The 23,162-nt window shown below is 73.7% G+C and carries 20 protein-coding genes and 1 tRNA gene; 10 read left to right on the forward strand and 11 right to left on the reverse strand.

Features of this window, described 5'->3' with window-relative positions:
* Positions 1–88: 88 nt before the first annotated feature.
* A tRNA-Thr gene (locus ACIBBF_RS11800) sits at positions 89–164 on the forward strand.
* Positions 165–383: 219 nt separating this feature from the next.
* On the opposite strand, the gene ACIBBF_RS11805 is transcribed toward ACIBBF_RS11800, so the two are convergent.
* On the reverse strand, positions 384–1,916 hold the full coding sequence (locus ACIBBF_RS11805) for an MFS transporter (protein ID WP_397413486.1): 1,533 nt from the start codon (positions 1,914–1,916) through the stop codon (positions 384–386).
* 126 nt (positions 1,917–2,042) lie between these two features.
* A complete protein-coding gene (locus ACIBBF_RS11810) occupies positions 2,043–2,801 on the reverse strand; it encodes an SGNH/GDSL hydrolase family protein (protein ID WP_397413487.1) in 759 nt (252 codons plus the stop codon).
* A gap of 232 nt (positions 2,802–3,033) precedes the next feature.
* Between ACIBBF_RS11810 and ACIBBF_RS11815 the strand changes: the two genes are divergently transcribed.
* The 6 genes from ACIBBF_RS11815 to groL all read left to right on the forward strand — a co-directional run bounded on the left by ACIBBF_RS11815 (position 3,034) and on the right by groL (position 8,767).
* A complete protein-coding gene (locus tag ACIBBF_RS11815) occupies positions 3,034–3,714 on the forward strand; it encodes a uracil-DNA glycosylase (RefSeq protein ID WP_397413488.1) in 681 nt (226 codons plus the stop codon).
* 26 nt (positions 3,715–3,740) lie between these two features.
* Positions 3,741–4,043, forward strand: coding sequence for a DUF3263 domain-containing protein (locus ACIBBF_RS11820; protein ID WP_397413490.1), 303 nt, complete (start codon positions 3,741–3,743; stop codon positions 4,041–4,043).
* A 42-nt stretch (positions 4,044–4,085) separates the two neighbouring features.
* Positions 4,086–4,727, forward strand: a complete 642-nt coding sequence (locus tag ACIBBF_RS11825) for a LytR C-terminal domain-containing protein (RefSeq protein WP_397413374.1) — start codon at positions 4,086–4,088, stop codon at positions 4,725–4,727.
* Positions 4,728–4,980: 253 nt separating this feature from the next.
* Positions 4,981–5,184, forward strand: a complete 204-nt coding sequence (locus tag ACIBBF_RS11830) for a cold-shock protein (protein WP_119141903.1) — start codon at positions 4,981–4,983, stop codon at positions 5,182–5,184.
* A 254-nt stretch (positions 5,185–5,438) separates the two neighbouring features.
* Entirely contained in the window at positions 5,439–6,935 is a 1,497-nt protein-coding gene (locus tag ACIBBF_RS11835; protein WP_397413375.1) for a phytoene desaturase family protein, read from the forward strand.
* 203 nt (positions 6,936–7,138) lie between these two features.
* Positions 7,139–8,767, forward strand: a complete 1,629-nt coding sequence (gene groL, locus ACIBBF_RS11840; protein WP_397413376.1) for a chaperonin GroEL — start codon at positions 7,139–7,141, stop codon at positions 8,765–8,767.
* Between the two features lie 88 nt (positions 8,768–8,855).
* On the opposite strand, the gene ACIBBF_RS11845 is transcribed toward groL, so the two are convergent.
* The 4 genes from ACIBBF_RS11845 to ACIBBF_RS11860 form a co-directional block, all read right to left on the reverse strand.
* Positions 8,856–9,140: a WXG100 family type VII secretion target gene (locus tag ACIBBF_RS11845; RefSeq protein WP_397413377.1), complete on the reverse strand. Its 285-nt coding sequence runs from the start codon at positions 9,138–9,140 to the stop codon at positions 8,856–8,858.
* A gap of 172 nt (positions 9,141–9,312) precedes the next feature.
* Positions 9,313–10,017: a hypothetical protein gene (locus ACIBBF_RS11850; RefSeq protein ID WP_397413378.1), complete on the reverse strand. Its 705-nt coding sequence runs from the start codon at positions 10,015–10,017 to the stop codon at positions 9,313–9,315.
* A 91-nt stretch (positions 10,018–10,108) separates the two neighbouring features.
* Positions 10,109–11,548 (reverse strand): sensor histidine kinase, encoded by a 1,440-nt coding sequence (locus tag ACIBBF_RS11855; RefSeq protein ID WP_397413380.1) that lies wholly within the window; start codon positions 11,546–11,548, stop codon positions 10,109–10,111.
* The gene (locus ACIBBF_RS11860) at positions 11,541–12,266 is read right to left on the reverse strand and encodes a response regulator transcription factor (protein WP_119141913.1); all 726 of its coding nucleotides are present in this window, start codon (positions 12,264–12,266) and stop codon (positions 11,541–11,543) included. Before ACIBBF_RS11860 ends, ACIBBF_RS11855 begins: the two co-directional genes overlap by 8 nt.
* Positions 12,267–12,383: 117 nt before the next feature.
* Here ACIBBF_RS11860 and ACIBBF_RS11865 point away from each other — a divergent pair, with 117 nt between their 5' ends.
* Entirely contained in the window at positions 12,384–12,977 is a 594-nt protein-coding gene (locus ACIBBF_RS11865; RefSeq protein WP_397413381.1) for an NYN domain-containing protein, read from the forward strand.
* 53 nt (positions 12,978–13,030) lie between these two features.
* Here ACIBBF_RS11865 and ACIBBF_RS11870 read toward each other — a convergent pair whose 3' ends face one another.
* From ACIBBF_RS11870 to ACIBBF_RS11890, 5 genes are all read right to left on the reverse strand, one after another.
* Positions 13,031–13,834 (reverse strand): carbonic anhydrase, encoded by an 804-nt coding sequence (locus tag ACIBBF_RS11870; protein ID WP_397413383.1) that lies wholly within the window; start codon positions 13,832–13,834, stop codon positions 13,031–13,033.
* 105 nt (positions 13,835–13,939) lie between these two features.
* A complete protein-coding gene (locus ACIBBF_RS11875; RefSeq protein WP_397413385.1) occupies positions 13,940–16,051 on the reverse strand; it encodes a TPM domain-containing protein in 2,112 nt (703 codons plus the stop codon).
* A gap of 174 nt (positions 16,052–16,225) precedes the next feature.
* The gene (locus tag ACIBBF_RS11880; RefSeq protein ID WP_397413386.1) at positions 16,226–17,908 is read right to left on the reverse strand and encodes a DNA repair helicase XPB; all 1,683 of its coding nucleotides are present in this window, start codon (positions 17,906–17,908) and stop codon (positions 16,226–16,228) included.
* Positions 17,909–17,943: 35 nt separating this feature from the next.
* Entirely contained in the window at positions 17,944–20,727 is a 2,784-nt protein-coding gene (locus ACIBBF_RS11885; protein WP_397413387.1) for a helicase-associated domain-containing protein, read from the reverse strand.
* Between the two features lie 61 nt (positions 20,728–20,788).
* A complete protein-coding gene (locus tag ACIBBF_RS11890) occupies positions 20,789–21,709 on the reverse strand; it encodes an NAD-dependent epimerase/dehydratase family protein (RefSeq protein ID WP_397413388.1) in 921 nt (306 codons plus the stop codon).
* 124 nt (positions 21,710–21,833) lie between these two features.
* Between ACIBBF_RS11890 and ACIBBF_RS11895 the strand changes: the two genes are divergently transcribed.
* Together ACIBBF_RS11895 and ACIBBF_RS11900 are read left to right on the forward strand one after the other, a co-directional pair.
* Positions 21,834–22,562, forward strand: a complete 729-nt coding sequence (locus ACIBBF_RS11895) for a TetR/AcrR family transcriptional regulator (protein ID WP_397413389.1) — start codon at positions 21,834–21,836, stop codon at positions 22,560–22,562.
* A 206-nt stretch (positions 22,563–22,768) separates the two neighbouring features.
* Positions 22,769–23,143 carry a cold-shock protein gene (locus tag ACIBBF_RS11900; RefSeq protein ID WP_397413390.1) on the forward strand — a complete coding sequence of 125 codons (375 nt, stop codon included), beginning with the start codon at positions 22,769–22,771 and terminating at the stop codon, positions 23,141–23,143.
* Positions 23,144–23,162: the final 19 nt, after the last annotated feature.

The following is a 23,162-nucleotide window of genomic DNA, read 5'->3' on the forward strand; positions in this document are numbered from 1 at the left end:
ACGACGCGGTGACCGCGGAGCCCCGGACATCGCGTCCGGGGCTCCGCTCTTCCCTCTCGGGCCGGAACCGTTAGGCTGTTCCCCGCCCGCCGCCTTAGCTCAGCTGGTAGAGCTCCCGCCTTGTAAGCGGAAGGTCGTCGGTTCGAACCCGACAGGCGGCTCCACGTTCCTGCGAGGTCGGGGGGGGGGGGGGGGGGGGGGGGGGGGGGGGGGGGGGGCCCCCCCCCCCACCCCCCCCCCCCCCGCGGGGGGGGGGGGCCCCCCCCCCCCGGGGCCCCCCGGGGCCGGGGGGGGGGGCTTTTGGGGGGGGGGGGGGCCCCGGCCGGGCCCCCCCCCCCCCCAACCCCCCCCACCTCGCTCGGGCTACCGCACCTTGAAGCGCGTCAGTGGCCCGAGCCGTATGCCGACGACGCCGAACCTGGGCCGTAGCGCCGCAGCAGCACCGTGGTGACCAGGGCGCCCACGGCCAGTACCCCGGCGCACACCATCATCACGACGTCGTAGCTGTGGCCGAACGCCTCGAACGCCGCCGCGAGGACCTCCGGGCCGGTGCCCTCCGCGGTCAGGGCGTCGGTCAGCGACCGGGCGGCGTCCACCGGCGCGTCCTCGGGCAGGCGGACCGTCATCGTGTAGACCGTGGTCAGCAGCGAGCCGAGCAGCGCCACGGCTGCGAGGCTGCCGAACTCGTAGGAGACCTCCTCCACGGAGGACGCCATGCCTGCCCGCCGTGCGGGGGCGTTGCCGATGATCGCCGTCGAGGCCACCGACATGGCCGCGCCGAGCCCCAGACCGGTGATCAGCAGCCCGCCGAGCAGCCAGCCCAGCCCGTGGTCGACGCTCACCAGCGTCCAGGCGACGCCGACGGCGCCGAGGCCCAGCCCGCCGCCGATCAGGAACCGCAGGCCCACGACGTGCAGGAACATCCCGCCCAGGAGCGACGAGGGCAGCGACCCGGCGGCGATCGCGGCCACCAGCAGCCCCGACTCCAGGGGCGAGAAGCCGGTCACGAGCTGGAACCGCTGCGTGGTGGCGAGCTGCAGGCCGCCCATGGCGAACATGGCGACGGCCGCCGCCAGCACGCCGGACGCGAACGCGGCGTTGCGGAAGATCGACAGGTCCAGCAGGGGGAACGGCAGACGCCGCTGACGCCGCACGAACACCCACCACGCGACCACCGTGGTCAGCGCGGCGCCCAGGAGCAGTGTCCCGTCGCGCTCCACCTTCGCGACCTCCTTGATCAGCACGACCAGCCCCACCAGGGTGACCAGGGCCTGGACGGAGGAGACGAAGTCCCACCGGACGTCGGGGTGCGGGTCGTCCTGCGGTGCGACCGCCAGGCCGACCACGGCGGCCACGACCACCACGGGCACGTTGATCAGGAAGATCGAGCCCCAGGCGAAGTGCTCCAGCAGCGCACCGCCCACGATCGGGCCGAGCGCACCGCCCACCACGGACAGGCTGCCCCACACGCTGATGGCGATGTTGCGCTCGCGCTCGTCGGTGAACGACACACGGATCAGCGCCAGGGTGGCCGGCATCATCGCCGCCGCCCCCACGGCCAGCAGGCCGCGCGCCGCGATCAGTACCTCGGGCGTGGGCGCGGTGGCCGCCATGAACGAGGCCAGCCCGAAGACGATGAGCCCCGCCAGGAACATGCGCCGGTGGCCCAGCCGGTCGCCGAGCGTGCCCGCCCCGAGCAGCAGGCCCGTCATGACCAGGGGATAGGCGTTGATGATCCACAGGCTCTCGGACCAGCTCGCGTCGAGCTCCCGGGTCAGCGTGGGCAGCGCCGTGTAGAGGATCGAGTTGTCCAGGGTGATCAGCAGCAGGCCGGTGCCCACGGTCACCAGGAGCGTCCAGCGGCGTCCGAGGCCGAGGCCTGGCGTCTTCTCGGCGAGCGGGGTGCTCGTGGTCATGATCGTCTCTACCATCCAGGGATCCCGGGCGCGGCACGGCCGCCCGCCCGTACGACGACGGAGGCTCCCCGGCGCACCGGGAAGCCTCCGAGATTCACCCGCGAAAGTCTACGTTGACGTGGGACGTCATGCGCGCGGCCACGCCTGCGGCGTGGGCCATTTCGCGGAGCGGCCGTCACCGCTGGAGGTGCCCGTCAGACGGCGCTTCACCCAGGGGCCGACGTGCTGCCGCATCCAGGCGGCGTTGGCGCGTGCGGTCTCGCGGAACGCAGCCGGCGGGGCGGCGTCGAGCGGTGTGTCGTAGGCGTCGTCGTCCGGCTCCAGGCCGAGCGCGGCGAGCGCGGCGTTCGCGACCCGCTGGTGGCCCTCGGGGGTGAGATGGATGCGGTCGCTCGACCAGAGGCGCAGGTCGGCGAGCGACCGCATGCCCCACAGGTCCAGGACCCGGGCGCCGTGCCGCCGGGCGATGGTCCAGATGTTCGCGTTGAAGACGCCCACGCGGCCGTTGGTCCAGCTCAGCGTGCCGCCCGCCTTGAAACCGGTGCCCAGCAGCACGTCGGCGCCGGTCGCCCGGAGCGCGACGACGGCGTCCTCCAGGGCTGCCGAGATGGCGTCGACGTCGGCCGAGGGGCGCAGGATGTCGTTGCCGCCTGCGACCAGCGAGACGAGGTCGGGCCGGGCGCTCACGGCGACGTCGAGCTGCTCGGCGACGATCGGGCGCAGCTTGCGCCCGCGGATGGCGAGGTTCGCGTACTCCAGCGGTGCGTCACCGGCGGCGATGCGGCGCGCGGACAACGACGCGGCAAGGTTGTCGGCCCAGCCGCGCTGGACGTCGGGCGCATCGGGGTACGGGTCCCACAGGCCCTCCGTGAAGGAGTCGCCCATGGCGACGTACCGCGCCCAGCGGACGGGATCGGTGGCGGGGAGATCGGTGGCCGGGCCCTCCGGGTCCGGAGTCGTCGTGGCACTCACGGCGTTCATTGTCCCGCCAGGTACCTGATACCCGCCGGACGAAGAGTGTGACGGGCGGCACAGGCTGTCCGTGTCGGTGGCTCCCGGTAACCTCCTGCGCGTGGAGACCACCGTGAACCCGACACCCCCTGCCGACGCCGCCGCCGTGCCCGGCCCACCGCCGTTGTCGCAGGTCATCGCGCCGGACTGGGCAGAGGCGCTCGCCGATGTCGAGCCCCGCATCCATGCGATGGGCGACTTCCTGCGCGCCGAGGTCGCGGCCGGGCGCACGTACGTCCCGGCGGGGGAGAACGTGCTGGCCGCGTTCAAGCGACCGCTCGCGGACGTGCGGGTGCTCATCGTGGGGCAGGACCCGTACCCGACGCCGGGCCACGCCATGGGGCTGTCCTTCTCGGTCCAGCCGGACGTGCGGCCGGTGCCGCGCTCGCTGGGCAACATCTACAAGGAGCTCCAGGACGACCTGGGCCTGCCGCTGCCGTCGAACGGCGACCTGCGCCCCTGGGCGGACCAGGGCGTCATGCTGCTGAACAGGACGCTCACCTGCCGGCCCGGCTCGTCCGACTCCCACGCGGGCAAGGGGTGGGAGGCGGTCACGGAGGCGGCGATCCGGGCCCTGGTGGCGCGCGGTGGGCCGCTCGTGGCCGTCCTGTGGGGCGCCAAGGCACGCAACCTGAAGCCCTGGCTCGGCGACGTGCCGGTGGTCGAGAGCGCGCACCCGTCCCCGCTGTCCGCGCGCAGCGGCTTCTTCGGATCGCGTCCCTTCTCCCGGGTCAACGCGCTGCTCGAGCAGCAGGGTGCGCAGCCGATCGACTGGCGGCTCCCGTGAAGAAAGCCGTGCTGCACGTCGCCGACGTGCCGGTCGCCGAGCAGGCGCCGACCGGGTCCGTCGAGGCGCCTCGCACCGAGCTCTCCGACCGGGACCGCGAGATCCTGGCGTTCGAGCGCCGGTGGTGGAAGTACGCGGGCGCCAAGGAGGAGGCGGCCCGTGAGCTGTTCGACATGACGGCCACCCGGTATTACCAGGTGTTGAACGCGTTGATCGACTCGCCGGCGGCCCTCGAGCACGACCCGATGCTGGTCACACGCCTGCGCAGACTCCGGGCCACCCGGCAGCGGGGACGTTCCGGGCGTCGTTTGGCCGACGAGAACCACTGAGCGGGCACCGATCCGTCACAACGACCCGCTACTCTCTCTGCCGTGACGAAGAGTGGCTACCCCTACCCGCCCGACGAGTTCGACGTCGCTGTCCCCGGGGGCGCACCAGTGGGTGTGCACCGTGCGCCGCGCAGCGGATGGAGCTCGGCCTGGCCGTTCCTGCTGGTCGCCGTCGTGTGCGCCGCCGTGGCGTGGGGCGGCATCACGCTGCTGTCGGGGGGTGACGACCCGGCAGAGGCGTCGGGTGACCCGTCGTCCTCGGCGTCGGCCCCGGCGGCGTCGCCGAGTGCCTCCCCGAGCGCTTCACCCTCTGCCTCGCCGTCGGCCCCGGCCGCGCAGTACCCGGGTAACCCGGCCAACGCGAACAAGTCCGCCGAGACCATCATCGGTGTCTACAACGACGGCGCTGGCGACGGCATGGCCGCGGTCGCGCAGACCAATCTCCAGGCGGCGGGCTTCGAGGGAGAGATCCACCCCGTCACGGCCGGTGACGACCCCGCTGGTCCTCAGCCGGGTGCGGTCACGGCCAACACCGTGTTCTACGGCGGTGACCGGGCCGACACGGCTACGGCGGTGGCGCAGGCTCTCGGCATCGAGGCCGCCAACGTGAAGCCGTCCGACGATGTCGCGGCCCACCCGACCGAGGGCATCTGGGTCGTCCTCGTCGCCCCGCCGGCGGGGTGACGGTTCGCTCGTCGTCATCCCGAGGCAACGCCACGACAAGCGCCGACGCAGGGTGGTTGATCTCGCCAACCTGTACCACCATCTTGATATTCGCTGACAGGAGTCGTCACTCGGCCCCCTGACCTGCGCGTTCGCCAACCGCTTAATGCGTCATACCGGACATAGAGGGTTCCCTGGTGTGAGCCGGACCACTAGGCTCGAACCACCACGGGTCGACCGAGTGTCCCGTGCAGAGGTACAAGGAGAACTACGCATGGCCCAGGGCACCGTCAAGTGGTTCAACGCCGAGAAGGGGTACGGGTTCATCACCCCGGACGCCGGCGGCCAGGACCTTTTTGTTCACTACAGCGCGATCCAGACCGACGGTTACCGGTCCCTCGATGAGGGTCAGAACGTCGAGTACGAGGTGGGGCAGGGGCAGAAGGGTCCGCAGGCAGAGCAGGTCCGTCCACTCTGATATCGATGGGACGACGGGCGGGAAGGGCCCGCCCGTCGCCCGCCGCCCCCCAAGGACTCCGGGACCCAGACCCCGGCGTCCGAACCCCCCCAGCGGTCGACGACGACCGCCCTCGCACCTCGCCGGACGACGATGCCTGGCGCCACGAGCAGCCGCCCCGTACCGCGGCTGCTCGTTCCGTCCCGCTCGCGCCACGTGCCGGTGGCCGACGTTCCCACGCCCACGACCCCCGTCGCTCGTGGTTCGATGGAGCGGTGACCTTGCTCGACGCCGTCGTGGTGGGCTCCGGGCCGAACGGCCTGGCGGCCGCGGTGACGCTCGCCCGCGCGGGACTTGGTGTGCGGGTCCTCGAGGCGCAACCGACCGTCGGCGGCGGTGCGCGCACCCTCCCCGTCGCCGGGCTCGACGACGACCTGGTCTTCGACCTCTGCTCCGCCGTGCACCCCATGGCCTGGGCATCCCCGTTCCTGCGGGCCTTCGACCTCCCGGCGCGCGGCGTCGACCTCGTTGCCCCCGACATCGCCTACGCCCAGCCCCTCGACGGCGATCGCGCCGGCCTGGCCTACCGGGACCTGGACCGGACGGCCGAGCGCCTCGGGCCCGACGGCGACGCGTGGCGCGGCCTCCTGGGACCGCTCGCCGCGAGCTGGCGGCAGGTCACGGCCCTCGCCCTGGGAGACAAGCGGACCCCGCGCGGCATGCTGGAGGGGGTGCCCGGACGGGCGGCGCTCGCCACGATGCTCCGGCCCGGCCTGCGCTTCGGTACCGCCCTCCTGGAGCAGGGTGGCCCGCGCTGGGACCGGCGGTTCCTCACCGACGAGGCGAAAGCCCTGCTCACCGGGGTTGCCGCGCACAACATCACGCCGCTCCCGTCGCTCGCGGGCGCCGGCACAGCGCTGCTGCTCGCTGCCCTCGCGCACGCCGACGGCGGGTGGGCGATCCCCGTGGGTGGCTCACAGGCCATCACGGATGCCCTGGTGCACGACCTGGAGGCGCACGGCGGGTCCGTCGAGACCGGCCGCAGGGTCGAGGCGTGGTCGGACCTTCCGCCGGCCCGCGCCGTGCTGTTCGACACGACGCCCGCGACGGCGCTCGCCGTCGCGGGGGACCGGATCGGGCCGGCACGTCGCGCGGCCCTGCGGCGCTTCCGGTACGGGAACGCGGCGGCCAAGGTCGACTTCGCGCTCTCGGGGCCGGTGCCGTGGCGGGTGCCCGACGTCGGCCGCGCGTCGACCGTGCACGTGGGCGGTACCCGGGCCGAGATGGTGATCGCCGAGGACACCGTGGCGCACGGGCTGCACGCCGATCAGCCGGTCCTCCTGGTCAGCGACCCGAGCGTGGCCGACCCGGGCCGGCTGCGCGGCGGCCTGCGCCCGCTGTGGACCTACGCGCACGTCCCGGCGGGTTCGCCGCAGGACGTCACCGAGGAGGTCACCCGGCAGATCGAACGGTTCGCGCCGGGGTTCCGCGACGTCGTCGTCGCCTCGCGGTGCGTGCCCGCGGCCGAGATGGAGCAGCACAACCAGAACTACCCCGGCGGGGACATCTCGGCGGGGGCGGCCACCATGTGGCAGATGGTCGCGCGACCCACCGCCGCGCCCGACCCGTACCTGCTGGCCGAAGGGGTGTACCTGTGCTCGGCGTCGACCCCGCCCGGCCCGGGCGTGCACGGCATGGGCGGGTGGCATGCGGCCCGCCGCGCACTGCGCCGCGAGTTCGACGTGCGCTCCGAGCCGTCGTTGTGGCCGTGAGCGAACGGCCGGACCGCGCCTTGCACTCTCCTGGTCCGAGTGCCAATAATGTCTTAGCACTCTCCGTTGGAGAGTGACAAGCACGACCAGCGGGTCGAATGGTGAGGCCTCCTGCCGTGGCGAGACGTGATCGCCGGGGTGGGTTGCCGTCCGTCGCGGGCACCGGCCGGCCTGGACAAGCCACCAGCGGAGGATTCATCCCCATGGCCAAGATCATCGCTTTCGACGAGGAAGCTCGTCGGAGCATGGAGCGCGGGCTCAACCAGCTCGCCGACACCGTGAAGGTCACGCTCGGCCCCAAGGGCCGCAACGTCGTTCTGGACAAGAAGTGGGGCGCCCCCACGATCACCAACGACGGTGTCTCCATCGCCAAGGAGATCGAGCTCGACGACCCGTACGAGAAGATCGGTGCGGAGCTCGTCAAGGAGGTCGCCAAGAAGACGGACGACGTCGCGGGTGACGGCACCACCACCGCCACCGTGCTCGCCCAGGCGCTCGTGAAGGAGGGCCTGCGCGTCGTTGCCGCCGGTGCCAACCCGATCGCCGTCAAGCGCGGCATCGAGAAGGCCGTCGAGTCGGTCACCGAGCAGCTGCTGAACGCCGCCAAGGAGATCGAGACCAAGGAAGAGATCGCTGCCACGGCCGCCATCTCGGCCGGCGACCCGGCGATCGGCGAACTCATCGCCGAGGCCCTCGACAAGGTCGGCAAGGAAGGCGTCATCACCGTCGAGGAGTCGAACACCTTCGGCCTCGAGCTCGAGCTCACCGAGGGCATGCGCTTCGACAAGGGCTTCCTCGCCCGTTACTTCGAGACGGACCCCGAGCGCCAGGAGGCCGTGCTCGAGGACCCGTACGTCCTGATCGTCGAGTCGAAGATCTCGAACGTCAAGGACATGCTGCCGCTGCTCGACCAGGTCATGAAGTCGGGCAAGTCGCTCCTCATCATCGCCGAGGACGTCGAGGGCGAGGCCCTGGCGACCCTGGTGCTGAACAAGATCCGCGGCACCTTCAAGTCCGTCGCCGTCAAGGCCCCGGGCTTCGGCGACCGCCGCAAGGCCATGCTGCAGGACATCGCGATCCTCACCGGCGGCCAGGTCATCACCGAGACGGTGGGCCTCAAGCTGGAGAACGCGACGCTCGAGGAGCTCGGCCAGGCGCGCAAGGTCGTCGTCACCAAGGACGAGACCACGATCGTCGAGGGTGCCGGCGACGCCGACCTCATCGCCGGTCGCGTGAACCAGATCCGCAGCGAGATCGACAAGTCCGACTCGGACTACGACCGCGAGAAGCTGCAGGAGCGCCTCGCCAAGCTGGCCGGCGGCGTGGCCGTCATCAAGGCCGGTGCGGCCACCGAGGTGGAGCTCAAGGAGCGCAAGCACCGCATCGAGGACGCCGTGCGCAACGCGAAGGCTGCCGTCGAGGAGGGCATCGTCGCCGGTGGTGGCGTGGCCCTCATCCAGGCCGGTGCCGTCGCGTTCCCGAAGCTGGAGCTCGAGGGTGACGAGGCGATCGGTGCCTCGATCGTGCGTGCCGCGATCGACGCCCCGCTCAAGCAGATCGCCATCAACGCCGGCCTCGAGGGCGGCGTCGTGGCGGAGAAGGTGCGCAACCTTCCCTCGGGCCAGGGCCTGAACGCCGCGACCGGCGTGTACGAGGACCTGCTCGCCGCGGGCGTCAACGACCCGGTCAAGGTGACCCGCTCGGCGCTGCAGAACGCCGCGTCGATCGCCGCGCTGTTCCTCACCACCGAGGCTGTCGTCGCCGACAAGCCGGAGCCCGCCGCGGCCCCGGCCGGCGACCCGACCGGTGGCATGGGCGGCATGGACTTCTGATCCGTCAGGAGCACGCGTGAGGAGCCCCGTCGGCCAGCTCGGCCGGCGGGGCTCCTTGCTGGGCCCGACCGGTCGGGCCCCGGCCGCGTCAGGAGAACATGCGTGTCGCCGCGGCCTCCGCCTCCGCGTAGGTGCGGGCCGCTGCGGCGAGCGCGGTCTGGATCGCGTCCAGAGCCCCTTCCACCTGCGCCTGCGCACCGCGCCACTGCGTGACGGTGCCCCCGAACGCCGCAGCGGCCGGACCCTGCCACGTCGCCTGCAGGGCGTCGAGGTTGCGCACGAGCGCACCCACCTCCGTGCGTACCGCCGCCACCGAGCCCGCCACCGCGGCGCTCGCCTGCTCCACCTGGTCGCTGTCGACCTCGAACCGCATGTCCCCACCTCCCGCGCGCCGGCCCCTCCGGCGTCGTCCACCCGACCGTAGGCGCGGGCAGACGGCGGCGGGGCGTCCGCGGGCGGGGCCTGTGCACAGGTTGGGGAAAGCCGCCGCTGTGGTCGTGCTCGGACCGTGCGGGTGCCGTCCTGACGGGCCGGACCCGCTCCGCTCAGGCCGATTCGAGCTTGGCCTGCTCCTTGCGCAGCCGGTGCAGCTCCATGTCGAGGTTCTGCCGCGCGGGCTCCTCCCACGCGGTGCCCATCGGGCTCAGGAACAAGGACTTGCGGGCGAGCAGCCGCTCGATCACCCGGATCCGGGCCCGGAGGTAGTCCTCGGGCGGGATGTGCGCGTACTCGGCCCGCACCGCGGACTTGTACTCCTTGTAGCGCTGGGGCTCGGCGGCCAGCATCGCCAGGTCGGCGTCGTTCAGCACGGCGGCGTCGAAGTCCGACGGGTCCGGTGCGTGCCGCACGATGGCGTTGACGAGCTCGGCGACCCGGTCGGCCGCGCGGTCCGGCACGCCCAGGGCGGTCAGCTCGTCGTGGGCCAGCACCGCGGAGGCCGTGGACTGCTCACCCCCCTGCGAGACGTCGGCGAACTTGCGGTCGGCGCTGAACACCGCCCCGTGGTACCAGGCGGCGAGCCGCACCAGGTCGGGCTCGTGGGTCTCCTCGGCCAGCTCGTCCACCCGGTGCAGCACCGCGGCCAGGTGCCGCAGGTTGTGGAAGTGCCGGTGCTCGTCGGACCACCTGTCGAGAAGTGCCTGGCCGACCTCCTCGATCGACTCGGTGCCCGCCGTGGCTCCCGCGCCCGCCGCACTGCGGACGAAAGACCTGAGGAACCACTGCGGCGCGTCAGACGTCAGCACGCCCATGTGAATTCTGCCTAACGGTTGAGGTCGGTCACTCCTGTACCAGCCTATTACCCCTCCGGTCAGGCGCGGCTACCACCGTCTTGGATGGTGGTCAGCGGGGGAGCGTGACACGGACCGTCAGACCGCCGCCCGCGGTGTCGGACACCTCGACGTGACCGTCGTGCGTGCCCACGATCGCCGCGACGATCGCCATGCCGAGACCCGACCCGCCGGACTCCCGCGTGCGCGAGGAGTCCGCGCGGTAGAACCGCTCGAAGATCCTCCGGCCCTGCTCCTCGGTGAGGCCGGGGCCGTGGTCGCGCACCTCCAGCACGGCCACGCCGTCGTCCGCCGACGTGCCGAGCGCGATCTCGGCGGGCGTGCCGGCGGGCGTGTGCCGCGAGACGTTGCCGATCAGGTTGGTGACCACCTGCCGCAGCCGGTCGGGGTCGCCCTCCACGACGAGCTTCTCCGGGACCTCCCCCGCAGGGTCGAGCGGGACCACCGTCACCTCGCGCGTCGGGTCCAGGGCGTGCAGGTCCTGCGCGGAGTCGCGGGCGAGGGCGACCAGGTCGACGTCCTCCCGCGCGACGGGACGGCCCTCGTCGAGTCGCGCGAGCACCAGCAGGTCGTTGACGAGCGCGCCCATGCGGCGGGCGGCGTCCTCGATGCGCGACATGGTGTCGTCCACCTTGTCGGTGCTGTCCAGGGCGCCCATGCGGTACAGCTCCCCGTACCCGCGGATCGTCGCGACCGGCGTGCGCAGCTCGTGGGAGGCGTCCGAGACGAACTGCCGCATCCGTACCTCGGAGGCCTCCTGCGCGGCGAAGGCGCGCTCGATCTGCGTCAGCATCGCGTTGAGCGACGCCGCCAGCGAGCCCATCTCGGTCCCCGGGGGCGCCTCGGGGACGCGCAGCGTGAGGTCGCCCGCCGCGATCTGCGCGGCCGTGTGCTCCACGGACCGCAGCGACCGCAGGGTGCGCTCGACGAGCATCCAGGCCGTCAGCCCGCCGAGCAGCACGATGCCCAGGCCGGACATGATCAGGGTGCGGGTCAGGATCGAGACCGTGCTGTCCATGCCGACCAGGGGCAGGGCCACGTAGACCACCAGGCGTTCGCCGGTCTGGTACTGCGCGGCCACCGTGACCACCCGCCAGCTCTCGGTGCCGGCCCCGTTGCTCGCGCCGGAGGTGGTGAACGGCTTGCCCTTGCTCGCGACGGCCTCCTCGTACGTCACCTCCGGCAGCTCGGGCGTGCCGAACCGGACCATGGCCGAGTAGCCGAGGGCCTTGGGCTCGCTCTGCTCGCCGACGATCCGGACGTAGTAGTCGCTCGGCAGGCTCTGCTGGGAGCCCGGCTGGAGCGAGTCGAGGGTCGAGGGCAGGTTGTCGGCGGCGACCTCCAGCTCGTCGTCCACCTGGCCGACGAGGAAGTTCGACACCACGGTGGTCGTCGCGATCCCCGCGATGCCCAGCCCCGCCGCCAGCAGCAGCGAGATGATCGCCACCAGCCGGGCGCGCAGGGGTATTCCGGCGAGACGGTCCCTAAGCACGGGCGGGTTGCGGGGCGCGGAGCAGGTACCCCACGCCGCGCTTGGTGTGGATCAGGGGCGGCAGGGTCTCGCCGTCGACCTCGAGGGTGTCGATCTTGCGCCGCAGGTAGGAGATGTAGGACTCGACGATGTTGGCGTCGCCGCCCCAGTCGTACTGCCAGACGTGGTCCAGGATCTGCGCCTTGGACAGCACGCGGCCGGAGTTGAGCATGAGGTACCGCAGCAGCTTGAACTCGGTGGGCGAGAGGTCCACCTCGACGCCGGCACGCCGCACCTCGTGCGAGTCCTCGTCCATCTCCAGGTCGCCGACGTGCAGCACCGCCTCCTCCTCGGGCGTGGGCACGCCGGTGCGGCGCAGCACCGCGCGGATCCGGGCCACGACCTCCTCGAGGCTGAACGGCTTGGTCACGTAGTCGTCGCCGCCGACGGTCAGGCCCTGCACCTTGTCCTGGGTGTCGTCCTTGGCGGTGAGGAAGACGACGGGGGTGTGCCGCCCGGTGGCGCGCATGCGCCGGGTGACCGTGAAGCCGTCCATGTCCGGGAGCATGACGTCGAGCACCACGAGGTCCGGCTCGACGTCGCGGACGAGCTGGAGTGCGCCGTTGCCGTCCGCGGCCGCATGCACCTCGAAACCCGCGAACCGCAGGGAGGTGGACAGGAGCTCACGAATGTTCGGTTCGTCATCCACGACGACGAGACGCGCCTCTGGAGTAGCCATGTCTCCAGTGTGCGACCGGTTCCTGGACGATGCCTGAGTTTCGCCCGGGAAATCGCCCGGGGTGCCGTGGGGTGGTCCGTCCGGCCCGCGACCTGGTGCGGGGCTACGCTGTGTCGCATGTCAGCACCGTTCTCGCAGGACCCGGGGCCCGCGCCCCGACGCACATACCTCATCGTCGACGGCGAGAACATCGACGCCACGCTCGGCATGAACGTGCTGAACCGCCGCCCGGCGCCCGAGGAGAGGCCTCGCTGGGACCGGATCTCCGGGTTCGCGGCGAAGGTGTGGTCGCAGGACGTCGTGCCGCTGTTCTTCCTCAACGCCACGTCGGGCCAGATGCCCATGCCGTTCGTACAGGCGCTGCTCGCCATGGGCTACAAGCCCATCCCGCTGGCCGCCCAGGGTTCGGAGAAGGTGGTCGACGTCGGTATCCAGCGGACGCTCGACGCGCTCCTGGACCGACCGGGTGACGTGCTGCTCGCGAGCCACGACGGCGACTTCCTGCCGCAGATCGAGGCGCTGCTGGCCGACGACGGCCGGCGCGTGGGTCTGCTCGGGTTCCGGGAGTTCGTGAACGCACGGTTCACGGAGCTGGAGCAGCGCGGCCTGGTCATGTACGACCTGGAGGGTGACGCCGACGCCTTCACGACGATGCTGCCCCGCGTTCGCATCATCCCGATCGAGGAGTTCGACCCGCTGCGCTACCTGTAGCGGGACCCGCGCCGGCGGGTGGCCCGGCCGGCCCGCGCCGGCCGGGCCGGCCGTCAGTGCTCGACCACCCGGACCGTGCCCTCGTGCGCGACGCGGTCGCCCTGCGGCTGCACCGGGCGCGCGTTGTCCGCGTAGGCGGCCTCGAGCGCCTCGATCTGGTCGGCGGAGAGCTCGACCGGCGTGTGGTAGACCACCCACTCGACCCCCTCGGTGCAGGGCGGGGTCGTGAGGCTGCCGGCGTACTCCTCGAAGGTCGGGTCCTCGGGCAGCATCGCGGCGACGTCGATCGGCAGGTCCGTGGCACCCGGCGCGGCCGCGCCGTCGATGAAGGGCTGCCACGCCGCGTTCTCGTCGCCCTCCTCGGCGAGCACACCCAGGACCAGGGCCTGACCGTCCTGCGCGGTGTGGACGAAGTGGAACTCGGCGTCCGCCGGCTCGCCCTCGACGGTGTGCTCCGACGGCACGTGGAAGTGCACCTGGGCGAGATCGAACGTCTCGTCCTTCCACTCGACCCGCGACGCGTCGCCGTCGGGCACGAGCTGGACGGTGTGGCCGGTGTCGACGGACTCGCCCACCGTGGGCGACGACTCGATCCGCGGGTGCTGCGCCAGCTTCTGGCCGGCGTGCTCGGGCAGGTCGATGGGCGACTGCGCGTCGCCCTGCTCGCACTCGGCGAACTCGTCGGCGAGGTGCCCCCACTCGTCTGGCCCCTCGTCGCCCTCGTACGACCAGTGCACCTCGCCGGCCGCCGCGGGCGGCGGCGCCGTGGACGCGGCGTCGTCCGTGGTGGCGCCCGTCGTGCACGACGCGAGCAGCGGAGCGAGGAGCAGGGCGGCAGGGAGGGCGAGCTTCTTCATCTGCGGGCTACCTTCCGGACGGCGATCCGGTCCCTCGGGTCCGAGGGATCAGCGCCCACGAAGGTACGCCTGCGCCGCCCCGCCGTCCGGTATGTCCGCCGTGACCTACCTCACGTTGGCCGGCCACCAGGCGCGCACCGTGCCGAGCTTCCGCAGGGCCACGGGACGCCCGCCGCCGAACCCGCCGCCGCCGAACCCGCCGCCGATGTGCGCCGTGCTGGCGCGCCGGCGGGACCGGACGAGGTGCGGGTCGAGCAGGATCCCGCCGAGCATCATGCCGCCGGTGATCGGTCCGTTGGCGTCGGCGCTCTCGTCGGACTCCGCCGCGACCGCGGCGGCCACGACGGCGTCGGCGTCTGCGCGGGCGAGCCGTGCGGCCTCCAGCACGAGGAGGCTCGCCCGCTGGGCCTCGCCCAGGGCCGCCGTGGGGTCCGTGGGCTGGAGCGCGCGGGCGCCGTCCGCCAGGCGCACCGCCTCCGCGAGGCGCGTGCGGGCCGTCGCGCCGATGGCGCCGCGCCGGGTGGCCACGAAGACGGCCGTCTGCCGCAGCTGCTCGTCGACCCGGCCGAGGGTGTCGCGCAGCAGTGCGGACGCCCGGGCCTTCACCTCGGTGGTGTCGCGGGTGGGCGCCAGCGCGGCGTCGAGCGACGCCTCCGCCGCGGCGATGCGCTGCAGCCCGGCGAGCGGGTCGCCGCCGGCGCGCGTCACCGCCACGTGCTTGAGCGAGGCCTGGGCCGCGGTGCGCGCGAGGGTGACCCGGAAGTCGCCCTCGACCGACCGGGCCGAGGCCACGTCCTGGGTGAGGGACGCGACGGCCTTGTCCAGGCGGCTGGCGGCCTCCTCCAGGTGGGTGGCGGTGGCGTCCACGGCGTCGAGCAGCACGACCGCCTGGCCGAGCGCGTTCTGCGCGCCCCGGGCGTGCGAGACGGCCACGGCCTTCTGGCCGCCCTCCAGTGCCGAGCGCCCGGCCGCCACCGCCTCCTGGGCGTTGGTGAGCAGCAGCTCGGCCTGCTCCGGGTTGCCGGAGACGAGGGCCAGGGCCTCGGTCGGGTACGTCTCCGCGAGCTCGTCCAGCGTGGCACGCGCCCGCTCCACCCGGCCGGCGACCTCCGGCGCCCGGTCGACGACGTCGGCGAGCAGCTCGGGCGCCCGCTGCTGCAGCCGGCGCAGGTCGTCGAACGCACGGGTGCGCGCGTCGAGGGTGTCGGCCGCGCCCTCGCACAGCCCCAGGACGCGCACCAGGTGGGCGCGCCGCTCCGGGTCCTGTGCCGCGGTGTCCTGCTCGCCGGCGCCGTTCTCGGCGGCGGTGTCGAGCGCCTGCCGGATCGCGAACGCCTGCCGCACGTCGGCGGTGGCGCGGGCGAGGATCAGCTCGAAGTCGCGCGTGGCGTCCGCGCCGAGCTCCGCCCGCGCGAGGCCGAGCTCCTGCTCGCAGGTCTTCAGCGCGTCGTCGATACCGACCAGGGCGGCTGCCGCGCGATCGTCCAGCTCGGTGAGCGACAGGTGCGCGAGCTCGTCCGGCGTCGGCCCGGCGGCCGGCGGGGTGCGGCGGGCGAGCCCGGCCAGGCGCGGGCGGAGCCGGGGCACGACGAACCGCCAGGAGACGTACCCCAGCGCGGCGAGCACCAGCACGCCCGCCACGACGAGACCGGCGACCAGCAGCGGGCTGGTCGTCGTGGTGCCGGTCGCCCGGACCGCGTCGGCGGCGTCCGTCGCGGCGGCGGACCAGCGCTCGTCCTCGACCGCGGCACCCGCGGCGTCCTCGATGCGGCCGAGCTGCGCGTCCGTGAGGGCCACGTTGCTGTCCGCCGAGAGCCCGAACTGCCGGTCGGCGGTGGCCACGGCCAGCAGCAGGTCGTCGGTGCCGAACCCGGACTGGTTCGCGCTCGCGTTGGCCCAGTCCTCGGGCTGCGTGCCGTCGAAGCTCTCGATGTAGACGACGAACATGCGCAGGTCCGACTCGTCGGCGAGCCGGGCGAGCGCGGACCGGACCTCGTCGCGCTCGGCGTCGTCCAGCGCGCCCGCACCGTCCGTCACCGGGTCCGTGAGGGTGATCGGCGGCGAGGCCGGCAGCACGTCCGACATCATCTCCGCCTGCATGGCCGCCGTGAGGCTCGGCGAGACGGACGGGCGCGGCTCGGCCGGCTCCCTGACGGTCGCGCTCGCGGCCTGGGAGGTGGCCGTCAGCGCGAGGCCGGCCAGACCCGCGAACGCCACGAGAGCCCATCCCCGGGACACCCGGGGAGCGGCCTCGTGCGAAGGCTCGTGTCTTGCTGGGGACTCGATCACGTCCCTGATCGTCACCCCGGGTTCAAGACATCGCAATCGGAGGGCGCCGTGTTGCGCATATGCAATGAATCCCCAGGTAAACGCACTTGATGAAGGGGTTTTTCACGGCGTCGGAGCGGTCAGGTCCTCGGCGTCGACGATGCGGTACGCGTAGCCCTGCTCGGCCAGGAACCGCTGCCGGTGGGCGGCGAAGTCCTGGTCCACCGTGTCGCGTGCGACGACGGCGTAGAAGTGGGCGGTGCGCCCGTCCGCCTTGGGCCGCATGATGCGTCCGAGGCGCTGCGCCTCCTCCTGCCGCGACCCGAACGAACCCGACACCTGGATCGCCACGGAGGCCTCCGGCAGGTCCACCGAGTAGTTGGCGACCTTGCTCACCACGAGCCGCGAGATCTCGCCCTCGCGGAACGCGCCGAACAGGCGCTGCCGCTCCTTGGTGGTGGTCGCCCCGGTGATGATCGGCGCGCCGAGGTGCTCGGCCAGCTCCTCGAGCTGGTCGATGTACTGCCCGATGACGAGCACCTGGTCGTCCGGGTGCTGCGCGACGATCTGCTCCACGACCTTCTTCTTGCCCGACGCCGACGCCGCGAGCCGGTACTTGTCCTCCATCTCGGCCGTCGCGTACGTCATGCGCTCGGACTCCGGCAGCGTGAGGCGCACCTCGACGCAGTCGGCCGGCGCGATGTAGCCCTGCGCCTCGATGTCCTTCCACGGCGCGTCGAACCGCTTGGGGCCGATCAGGCTGAACACCTCGTCCTCGCGGCCGTCCTCGCGCACCAGCGTGGCGGTGAGGCCGAGCCGGCGGCGCGCCTGCAGGTCCGCCGTCATGCGGAAGACGGGCGCGGGCAGCAGGTGCACCTCGTCGTACAGGATGAGGCCCCAGTCGCGGGCGTCCAGCAGCTCGAGGTGCGTGTAGACGCCCTTCCGCTTGGTGGTCAGCACCTGGTAGGTCGCGATGGTGACCGGCTTGATCTCCTTCTTGGTGCCGGAGTACTCGCCGATCTCGTCCTCGGTCAGCGTGGTGCGCCGCACGAGCTCGTCGCGCCACTGGCGCGCGCTCACCGTGTTCGTCACCAGGATCAGCGTCGTCGTGCCCGACTTCGCCATGGCGCCCGCGCCCACGATCGTCTTGCCCGCGCCGCAGGGCAGCACCACGACGCCGGACCCGCCGTGCCAGAACCCGTCCACGGCCTGCGCCTGGTAGGGCCGCATCTCCCACGCGGCGGCCTGCTCGTGCGGGGTGCGCGGCTTGGTGACGGGGCTCAGGTCGATGGCGTGCTTCTCGCCGTCCACGTACCCCGCGAGGTCCTCGGCGGGCCAGCCGAGCTTGACCAGCACCTGCTTGAGGTGGCCGCGCTCGGACGGGTGCACCACGACCGTCGACTCGTCCAGACGCTCGCCCACGAGCCCCGCGGTGCGCTTCGACTTGAGCACCTCGGCGAGCACGGCCCGGTCGGTGGTGCGCAGCACCAGGCCGTGCGCCGGGTCCTGCACGAGCTGCAGCCGGCCGTACCGGGCCATCGTCTCGGCGACGTCGACCAGCAGCGCGTGCGGCACCGGGTAGCGGCTGTACTCGATGAGCGTGTTCACCACCTGCTCGGCGTCGTGCCCCGCCGCGCGCGCGTTCCACAGGCCCAGCGCCGTCAGGCGGTAGGTGTGCACGTGCTCGGGCGCGCGCTCCAGCTCGGCGAACGGCGCGATGGAGCGCCGCGCCTGCTCGGCGCTCGGGTGGTCGACCTCCAGCAGCAGGGTCTTGTCGCTCTGGACGATCAGCGGGCCGTCGGGCATGAAGCCTCCCTCGGTGGTGCAGCGGTCGTGCCGGGCTAGGGCGTGGATGACGTCGGCAGGACCGACGCGATGCGGTGGACGGCGATGGTGAGCTCGGCCTCCCGGTCGGGGTCGAGGGCTCGCAGCCGGCCGCCGTCGAGGTTCAGGGGTCGCAGCTCGCGGCGCTCCAGCCGGCCGGTGTGCCCGGCCATCTCGACGATCACCGTGGAGCCGTCGCGGAGCGCGTCGCGCAGGAGTGCCAACCCGTCGGCCGGGTGTTGTGTTCCCGGGTCGTCGTCCTCGGGACCGGCGGGCTGCCGTACGGCGCCGTTCCCCGGTGTCGGCGCCCCGTTCCGTGGTGCGCGTGCGCCGGGCGGGCCGGCTACCGCACCGCCGGACACGGGCGCGCCGGGACCGTGTTCGCCCGGGTGGGCGACGGCTCCGGTCACCGACCGGGCCACGGCCGCCGCCTCGGCGCGCGCCCGGGCACCCGACCGGGCGGCCTCCTCGACGGCGCGCAGCTCGGCGACGAGGGCCTCGGGGTCGGGAGCCCGCGTGGCGACGTCGGAGCCCGTGCCCATCCGGATGGCCGCCGCGGAGCGTGGCGCGGGCATCGCGCGGCCCGTCACGCCGCGGCGGGCCACGAGCACCCGGCCGTCCGGCCCCTCCAGGGCCGACACCAGGCCGCGCTCCCGCAGCGCCTCGTGCAGGGCGGCCGCGGGGACGGACGCCGCGAGCACCGTCGGTGCGAGCCGCACCAGGCCCAGGCCGGCCAGCGTCGGGTCGTGCTCCAGGCCGGCCAGCACCGTCGCGTCGGCCGCCCGCAGGTACGACGACGCCGAGCCCACGCGCACGGCGCCGTGCCGCCGGGCGGTGTCGCGCACCAGGTAGTCCAGCGGCTGCGGCACCGGCACGGGCGACCGGCGGGCCAGCTCGTCCAGCAGCTCGTCGGCCGTGCCGCCCTGGTCGAGCGCCCGGGTGACGGAGGCCGGGCTGAACCGGACGGTCGTCGCGGCACCCCGCGACTCGACGTCCGCCGCGCGCTCCAGGAGCCGGGCGAGCTGCCGGGACGGGCGGCCCGGGACGATGCCGGTCAGGTCACCCTGCAGCAGGATCTCGTCCACCTCGTGCGGCAGCACCGCCCGCAGCGCGTCCGCGGCGCGGTCCGTGACCGGCGCGCCGTCCGGGATCGGGCCGTCCGGGGGCGTGCCGGGCGAGGCCGGGCCGGGTGCGCCGCCGGTCCGTGCGTCCGGCGCGTGGGGGCGCAGGAGCGCGCGGCCCGGGGTGGACAGCGCGCCCGCACCCGTCACGCCCAGCCACTCCGCCTCCGCGAGCAGCCCCTCGACCGCGCTCGACGGCGGTACCGAGCGGGGCGTGTGCCAGGTCAGCACCTCGACGACCGCCTCAGGGGTGGGGGCGAGCACCGTGCCCTCCGCCGGGACCGGGGCCGCGAGGGCGTCCGGCCCGGCTGTGCCCGGCGTGGCGCCGTCCGGCCCGGCCAGCACGCCCAGCACGCCGTTGCGCAGGCGGGGCACCCACGGCCGCTGCAGGTCGGGCGACAGCGGCGCGCGCAGGGCGCCCTTGTCGTCGCGCGAGCCGACCAGCCACGGCGCGCGGCGCGAGGACAACCAGGCCTCGGCCAGCCGCGCCCAGCGACCGGCGTCGTCCAGGTCGTCCCAGTCCGCGACGGTCGGCACGTACGACGGCGGCGCCTCGCCGTCGTCCCGGACCAGGCCCGCCAGGGCCGCCACCTCGACCACGAACGCCGCGGCGCGCTCGTCCGACTCCAGCTCCGCGGCGACCCGGCGCAGGTCGCGCACGCCCAGGCCACCCGCACGGAGCACCGACGGCGGGTTCTCGTCCCAGGACCGGCGCAGCAGGCGCACCCGGCGGACGAGCTCCAGCGCGGCGCTCGCGGCCTCGGCGTCGGCCGTGGCGAGGGGTACCTCGCGCCCCGCGGGCGCAGGGGGCACGGCGCGGGGCGCGCGGTGGGTGCGTCCGTCCCGGAGGGCGAGCCCGACCAGGCGCGGCAGCACCACGTGGCGTGCGTCCGACCGGACCAGGAGGTGCTCCGTGACGAGCCAGTTCACCGCGTCGCGGGGTCGGGTTCCCGCCGCGGGCACGAGGCCGACGGGCGGGCCCCACGCGAGCGCGTCCAGGACCGTCCGGGTGCCCGGGGGCGCCGACGCGAGGAGGGCGTCGAGTGCCGCGCCGGGCGCCGCCGGCTGCGGGGTGGTGCCGAGGGCCCGGCCGACCGCCGTCGCCAGCCCGTCCGGGGCGGGGGAGAGGTGGGGGCCCAGTCCGGCCGGGTTGGGCCCGAGCAGCTCGTCGAGCCCGGGCACCGTACGCAGGTCGCGGGGCCCGGCCGGCCGGTCGTCGCCCGCGGTCGCCGCGGGCCCCGCGTCCCACAGGAGCGCCTGCTCGACCGCCCGCCGGACGGCGCGTTCCACGGCGGGCTCGTCCGCCGCCGACCCGCCCAGTGCCCGGGCGACCACGTCGGTGGTGAGCGGGCCGGGCAGCGGCGGGTCGGTGACGGGCGGGTCGTCCGGCGCGGGACGGTCCGTCGTGGCGCGGGGCTCGGACGCCCCGACGAGCGGTTCGAGGGCGAGCACCGCCTCCAGGACCTGCAACGTCAGGGCGTCCGTACGGGCGAGGGCACGTTCGAGCGACGTCCTGCTGGAGGCCCGGGCCGCGAGCGAGCGCAGGGTGGAGGGGGACGGTGTGGCGAGGTCGGGACGGGCGCGCAGGAGCGCGGCGAGCGCGGTGTCCGAGCGCTGCCGGAGGTCGTCGGCGAAGTGCCGTGTGGCCGCCGCCGGCGCTGCGGGGAGCGAGGAGGCCATCCTCACGATGCTACGCGGGTTTCCTGGGGCCCCGTCCGGTCGTACCACGTCCCGGCCGCCGTCAGACCTGCGCGGTGCGGCGGCAGACCTCCTCCCAGGGGGTCGGCGTGATGCCGAAGCGGGCGCGGGCCGCGGTGTCGTCCAGCACGTACGGCCGCTCCCACTGGTAGATGATCTCGCGCATCTCCCGCATGAAGGGCACGGCGAGCGCGGACGCGGCGAGCGCTGCGCCGCGCAGCGAGGAGATCCTGACCGGTGGCCGGCCGGCCGTGGCGAGCACGTCCGTCAAGGCCTGGGCCTGGGTCACGGGGGCGTTGCTCGGCACGTGCCAGACGCGTCCGTGGGCGCCCGGGTCCTCGGCGGCGGCGACCAGGGTGCGGGCGGCGTCCGCCACGTCGGTGAAGGTGTGGGGCAGGTCGGTGCGGCCCATCATCAGGACCCGGCGGCCCTGCAGCGCGGTGGGCACCAGGCGGGAGATGTGCCCGTTGCCGCCGACGCCGCGGCCCATGTAGTCGGAGCCGCGGATCTCCACGGCCCGGATGCGCCCGGCGTCGTGGGCTGCCTTGGCCTGCGCCCACATCCGGGCGCGGAGGCGGCCCTTGTGGTCCGTCGCGGCGTCGGGCAGGGCCTCGGAGATCGGGCCGTCGACGGGGCCGTAGGGGTAGAGCGTGCCCGTGATGGCGTAGACGGCGCCGGAGCGTTCCGCTGCCGACAGCAGGGACGCGGCCAGCGGGGGCCACACCCGCTCCCACTGGGTGTAGTCGGCCGGGTTGGCGCAGTTGTAGAGGTGGTCGGTGCCCTCGGCGGCGCGGGCCAGGGCGTCGGCGTCGGAGGCGTCGAGGGCGAGGTGCTCCACGCCGTCGATCCCGGTGCTGCGACCCGAGCGGCTCACGACGGTGACGTGCGAGCCGCGCTCCGCGAGCAGGGCTGCGACGTGGCGGCCGATGGGGCCGGCGCCCACGACGAGGTGACGGTCGGACATGATCAATGCTCCAATCCGAGAGCGGTGCTCTCTGTGTGCCGCCAGCGTGGCACGTCCCCCTGCCTCTTGGCAAGAGCGGTGCTCTCGGTTGTGTGCAGTGATCTGTCATGCGAGGCTGGGGCGCATGAGTCCCGCCCGTTCCGCCCGCGCCCTGGCCCGCGAGACCATCACCCGCGAGATCCTCGACGCCGCCCGGGCGCGGTTGTCCACGGACGGGGCTGCCGCCCTGTCGCTGCGCGCGGTGGCCCGGGACGTCGAGATGGTGTCCTCGGCCGTGTACCGCTACTTCCCCAGCCGGGACGCCCTGCTCACGGCGCTGCTCATCGAGGCCTACGGCGAGCTGGGCGCCGCCGCCGAGGCGGCCGACGCCGGAGTCGCGGACCGCACCGACACCCGCGCGCGCTGGCTGGCCACCTTCCGGGCCGTGCGTGCGTGGTGCGTGGCGCACCCGGGGGAGTTCGGGCTGCTCTACGGCACCCCGGTGCCGGGCTACGCCGCCCCGCGCGACACCGTGGACCCGGCCACGCGCGTGGTGCGAGTGCTCGTCCGGATCGTCGGGGACGCGTTCGCCGCGGGCGCACGTCCCCCGGTGGTGCCCGCGACGGCGCCGGACCCCGCGACGATGGCGCCCGCCCTGGCGTTCATCGCCGAGCACGGGCTGATGAGCAAGGCCGCCCTGGCGGACGACGTGCTGCCCGAGACCGTCCGCCGCGCCGTCCTGGCCTGGACCACGCTGTTCGGCATGATCTCGTTCGAGCTGTTCGGCCACCAGGTCGGCTCCGTCGCCGACTCGGCGGCCTGGCTCGACGAGGTGGCGCTCCGGCTCGCGGCGGACCTGGGGATCGAGGCCTGAGGCGGCGCGCCCCGGGGCCGTCCGGGGCCCTGTGCCGCGCTGTGCGGATGAGCCGTGCGGGTGAGTGGCGCCGAATGCATGCGACGCGGTACGCCCGCGCCCGGTAACCTTGTGCTTCGGCCAGAGGTGGCGCGCTCAGTCGCAGCAGCCCTGACCGCTGTCAGCGGATTCGCGGACAGCATCGACAAGCACAGAAGAAGGTCGCAGTGCCTACCGGCAAGGTCAAGTGGTTCGACACCGACAAAGGGTTCGGTTTCATCGCCAGCGAGGACGGGGGCGAGGTGTTCCTGCACGCCTCCGCCCTGCCCCAGGGCGTCGTGCCCAAGCCCGGCGCGCGCGTGGACTTCGGGGTGGCCGACGGCCGCCGGGGTCCGCAGGCGCTCGCCGTCAAGGTGCTCGACGCCGCGCCGTCGGTCGCGAAGGCCAAGCGGAAGGACGCCGAGGACATGGCAGTGATCGTCGGCGACCTCACGCAGATGCTGGACCGCGTGGCAAATGACCTGCGCAAGGGGCGTTATCCGAAGAACACGGAGACGCTTGCCAAGATGCTGCGCAAGGTCGCAGACGACTTCGACGCCTGAAACCCACGAGGTCCCGAGG

The organism is Promicromonospora sp. NPDC050880, from assembly GCF_044456525.1.
Classification (GTDB): domain Bacteria; phylum Actinomycetota; class Actinomycetes; order Actinomycetales; family Cellulomonadaceae; genus Promicromonospora.

Excerpts from the sequence above, each read along its gene's own strand:
- ACIBBF_RS11895 (WP_397413389.1), top strand. The coding sequence starts at position 21,834 with ATGAGTCCCGCCCGTTCCGCCCGCGCCCTGGCCCGCGAGACCATCACC.
- groL (WP_397413376.1), top strand. The coding sequence starts at position 7,139 with ATGGCCAAGATCATCGCTTTCGACGAGGAAGCTCGTCGGAGCATGGAG.
- ACIBBF_RS11890 (WP_397413388.1), bottom strand. The coding sequence starts at position 21,709 with ATGTCCGACCGTCACCTCGTCGTGGGCGCCGGCCCCATCGGCCGCCAC.
- ACIBBF_RS11850 (WP_397413378.1), bottom strand. The coding sequence starts at position 10,017 with ATGGGCGTGCTGACGTCTGACGCGCCGCAGTGGTTCCTCAGGTCTTTC.
- ACIBBF_RS11870 (WP_397413383.1), bottom strand. The coding sequence starts at position 13,834 with ATGAAGAAGCTCGCCCTCCCTGCCGCCCTGCTCCTCGCTCCGCTGCTC.
- ACIBBF_RS11810 (WP_397413487.1), bottom strand. The coding sequence starts at position 2,801 with ATGGGCGACTCCTTCACGGAGGGCCTGTGGGACCCGTACCCCGATGCG.
- ACIBBF_RS11830 (WP_119141903.1), top strand. The coding sequence starts at position 4,981 with ATGGCCCAGGGCACCGTCAAGTGGTTCAACGCCGAGAAGGGGTACGGG.
- ACIBBF_RS11885 (WP_397413387.1), bottom strand. The coding sequence starts at position 20,727 with ATGGCCTCCTCGCTCCCCGCAGCGCCGGCGGCGGCCACACGGCACTTC.
- ACIBBF_RS11880 (WP_397413386.1), bottom strand. The coding sequence starts at position 17,908 with ATGCCCGACGGCCCGCTGATCGTCCAGAGCGACAAGACCCTGCTGCTG.
- ACIBBF_RS11865 (WP_397413381.1), top strand. The coding sequence starts at position 12,384 with ATGTCAGCACCGTTCTCGCAGGACCCGGGGCCCGCGCCCCGACGCACA.
- ACIBBF_RS11845 (WP_397413377.1), bottom strand. The coding sequence starts at position 9,140 with ATGCGGTTCGAGGTCGACAGCGACCAGGTGGAGCAGGCGAGCGCCGCG.
- ACIBBF_RS11860 (WP_119141913.1), bottom strand. The coding sequence starts at position 12,266 with ATGGCTACTCCAGAGGCGCGTCTCGTCGTCGTGGATGACGAACCGAAC.
- ACIBBF_RS11805 (WP_397413486.1), bottom strand. The coding sequence starts at position 1,916 with ATGACCACGAGCACCCCGCTCGCCGAGAAGACGCCAGGCCTCGGCCTC.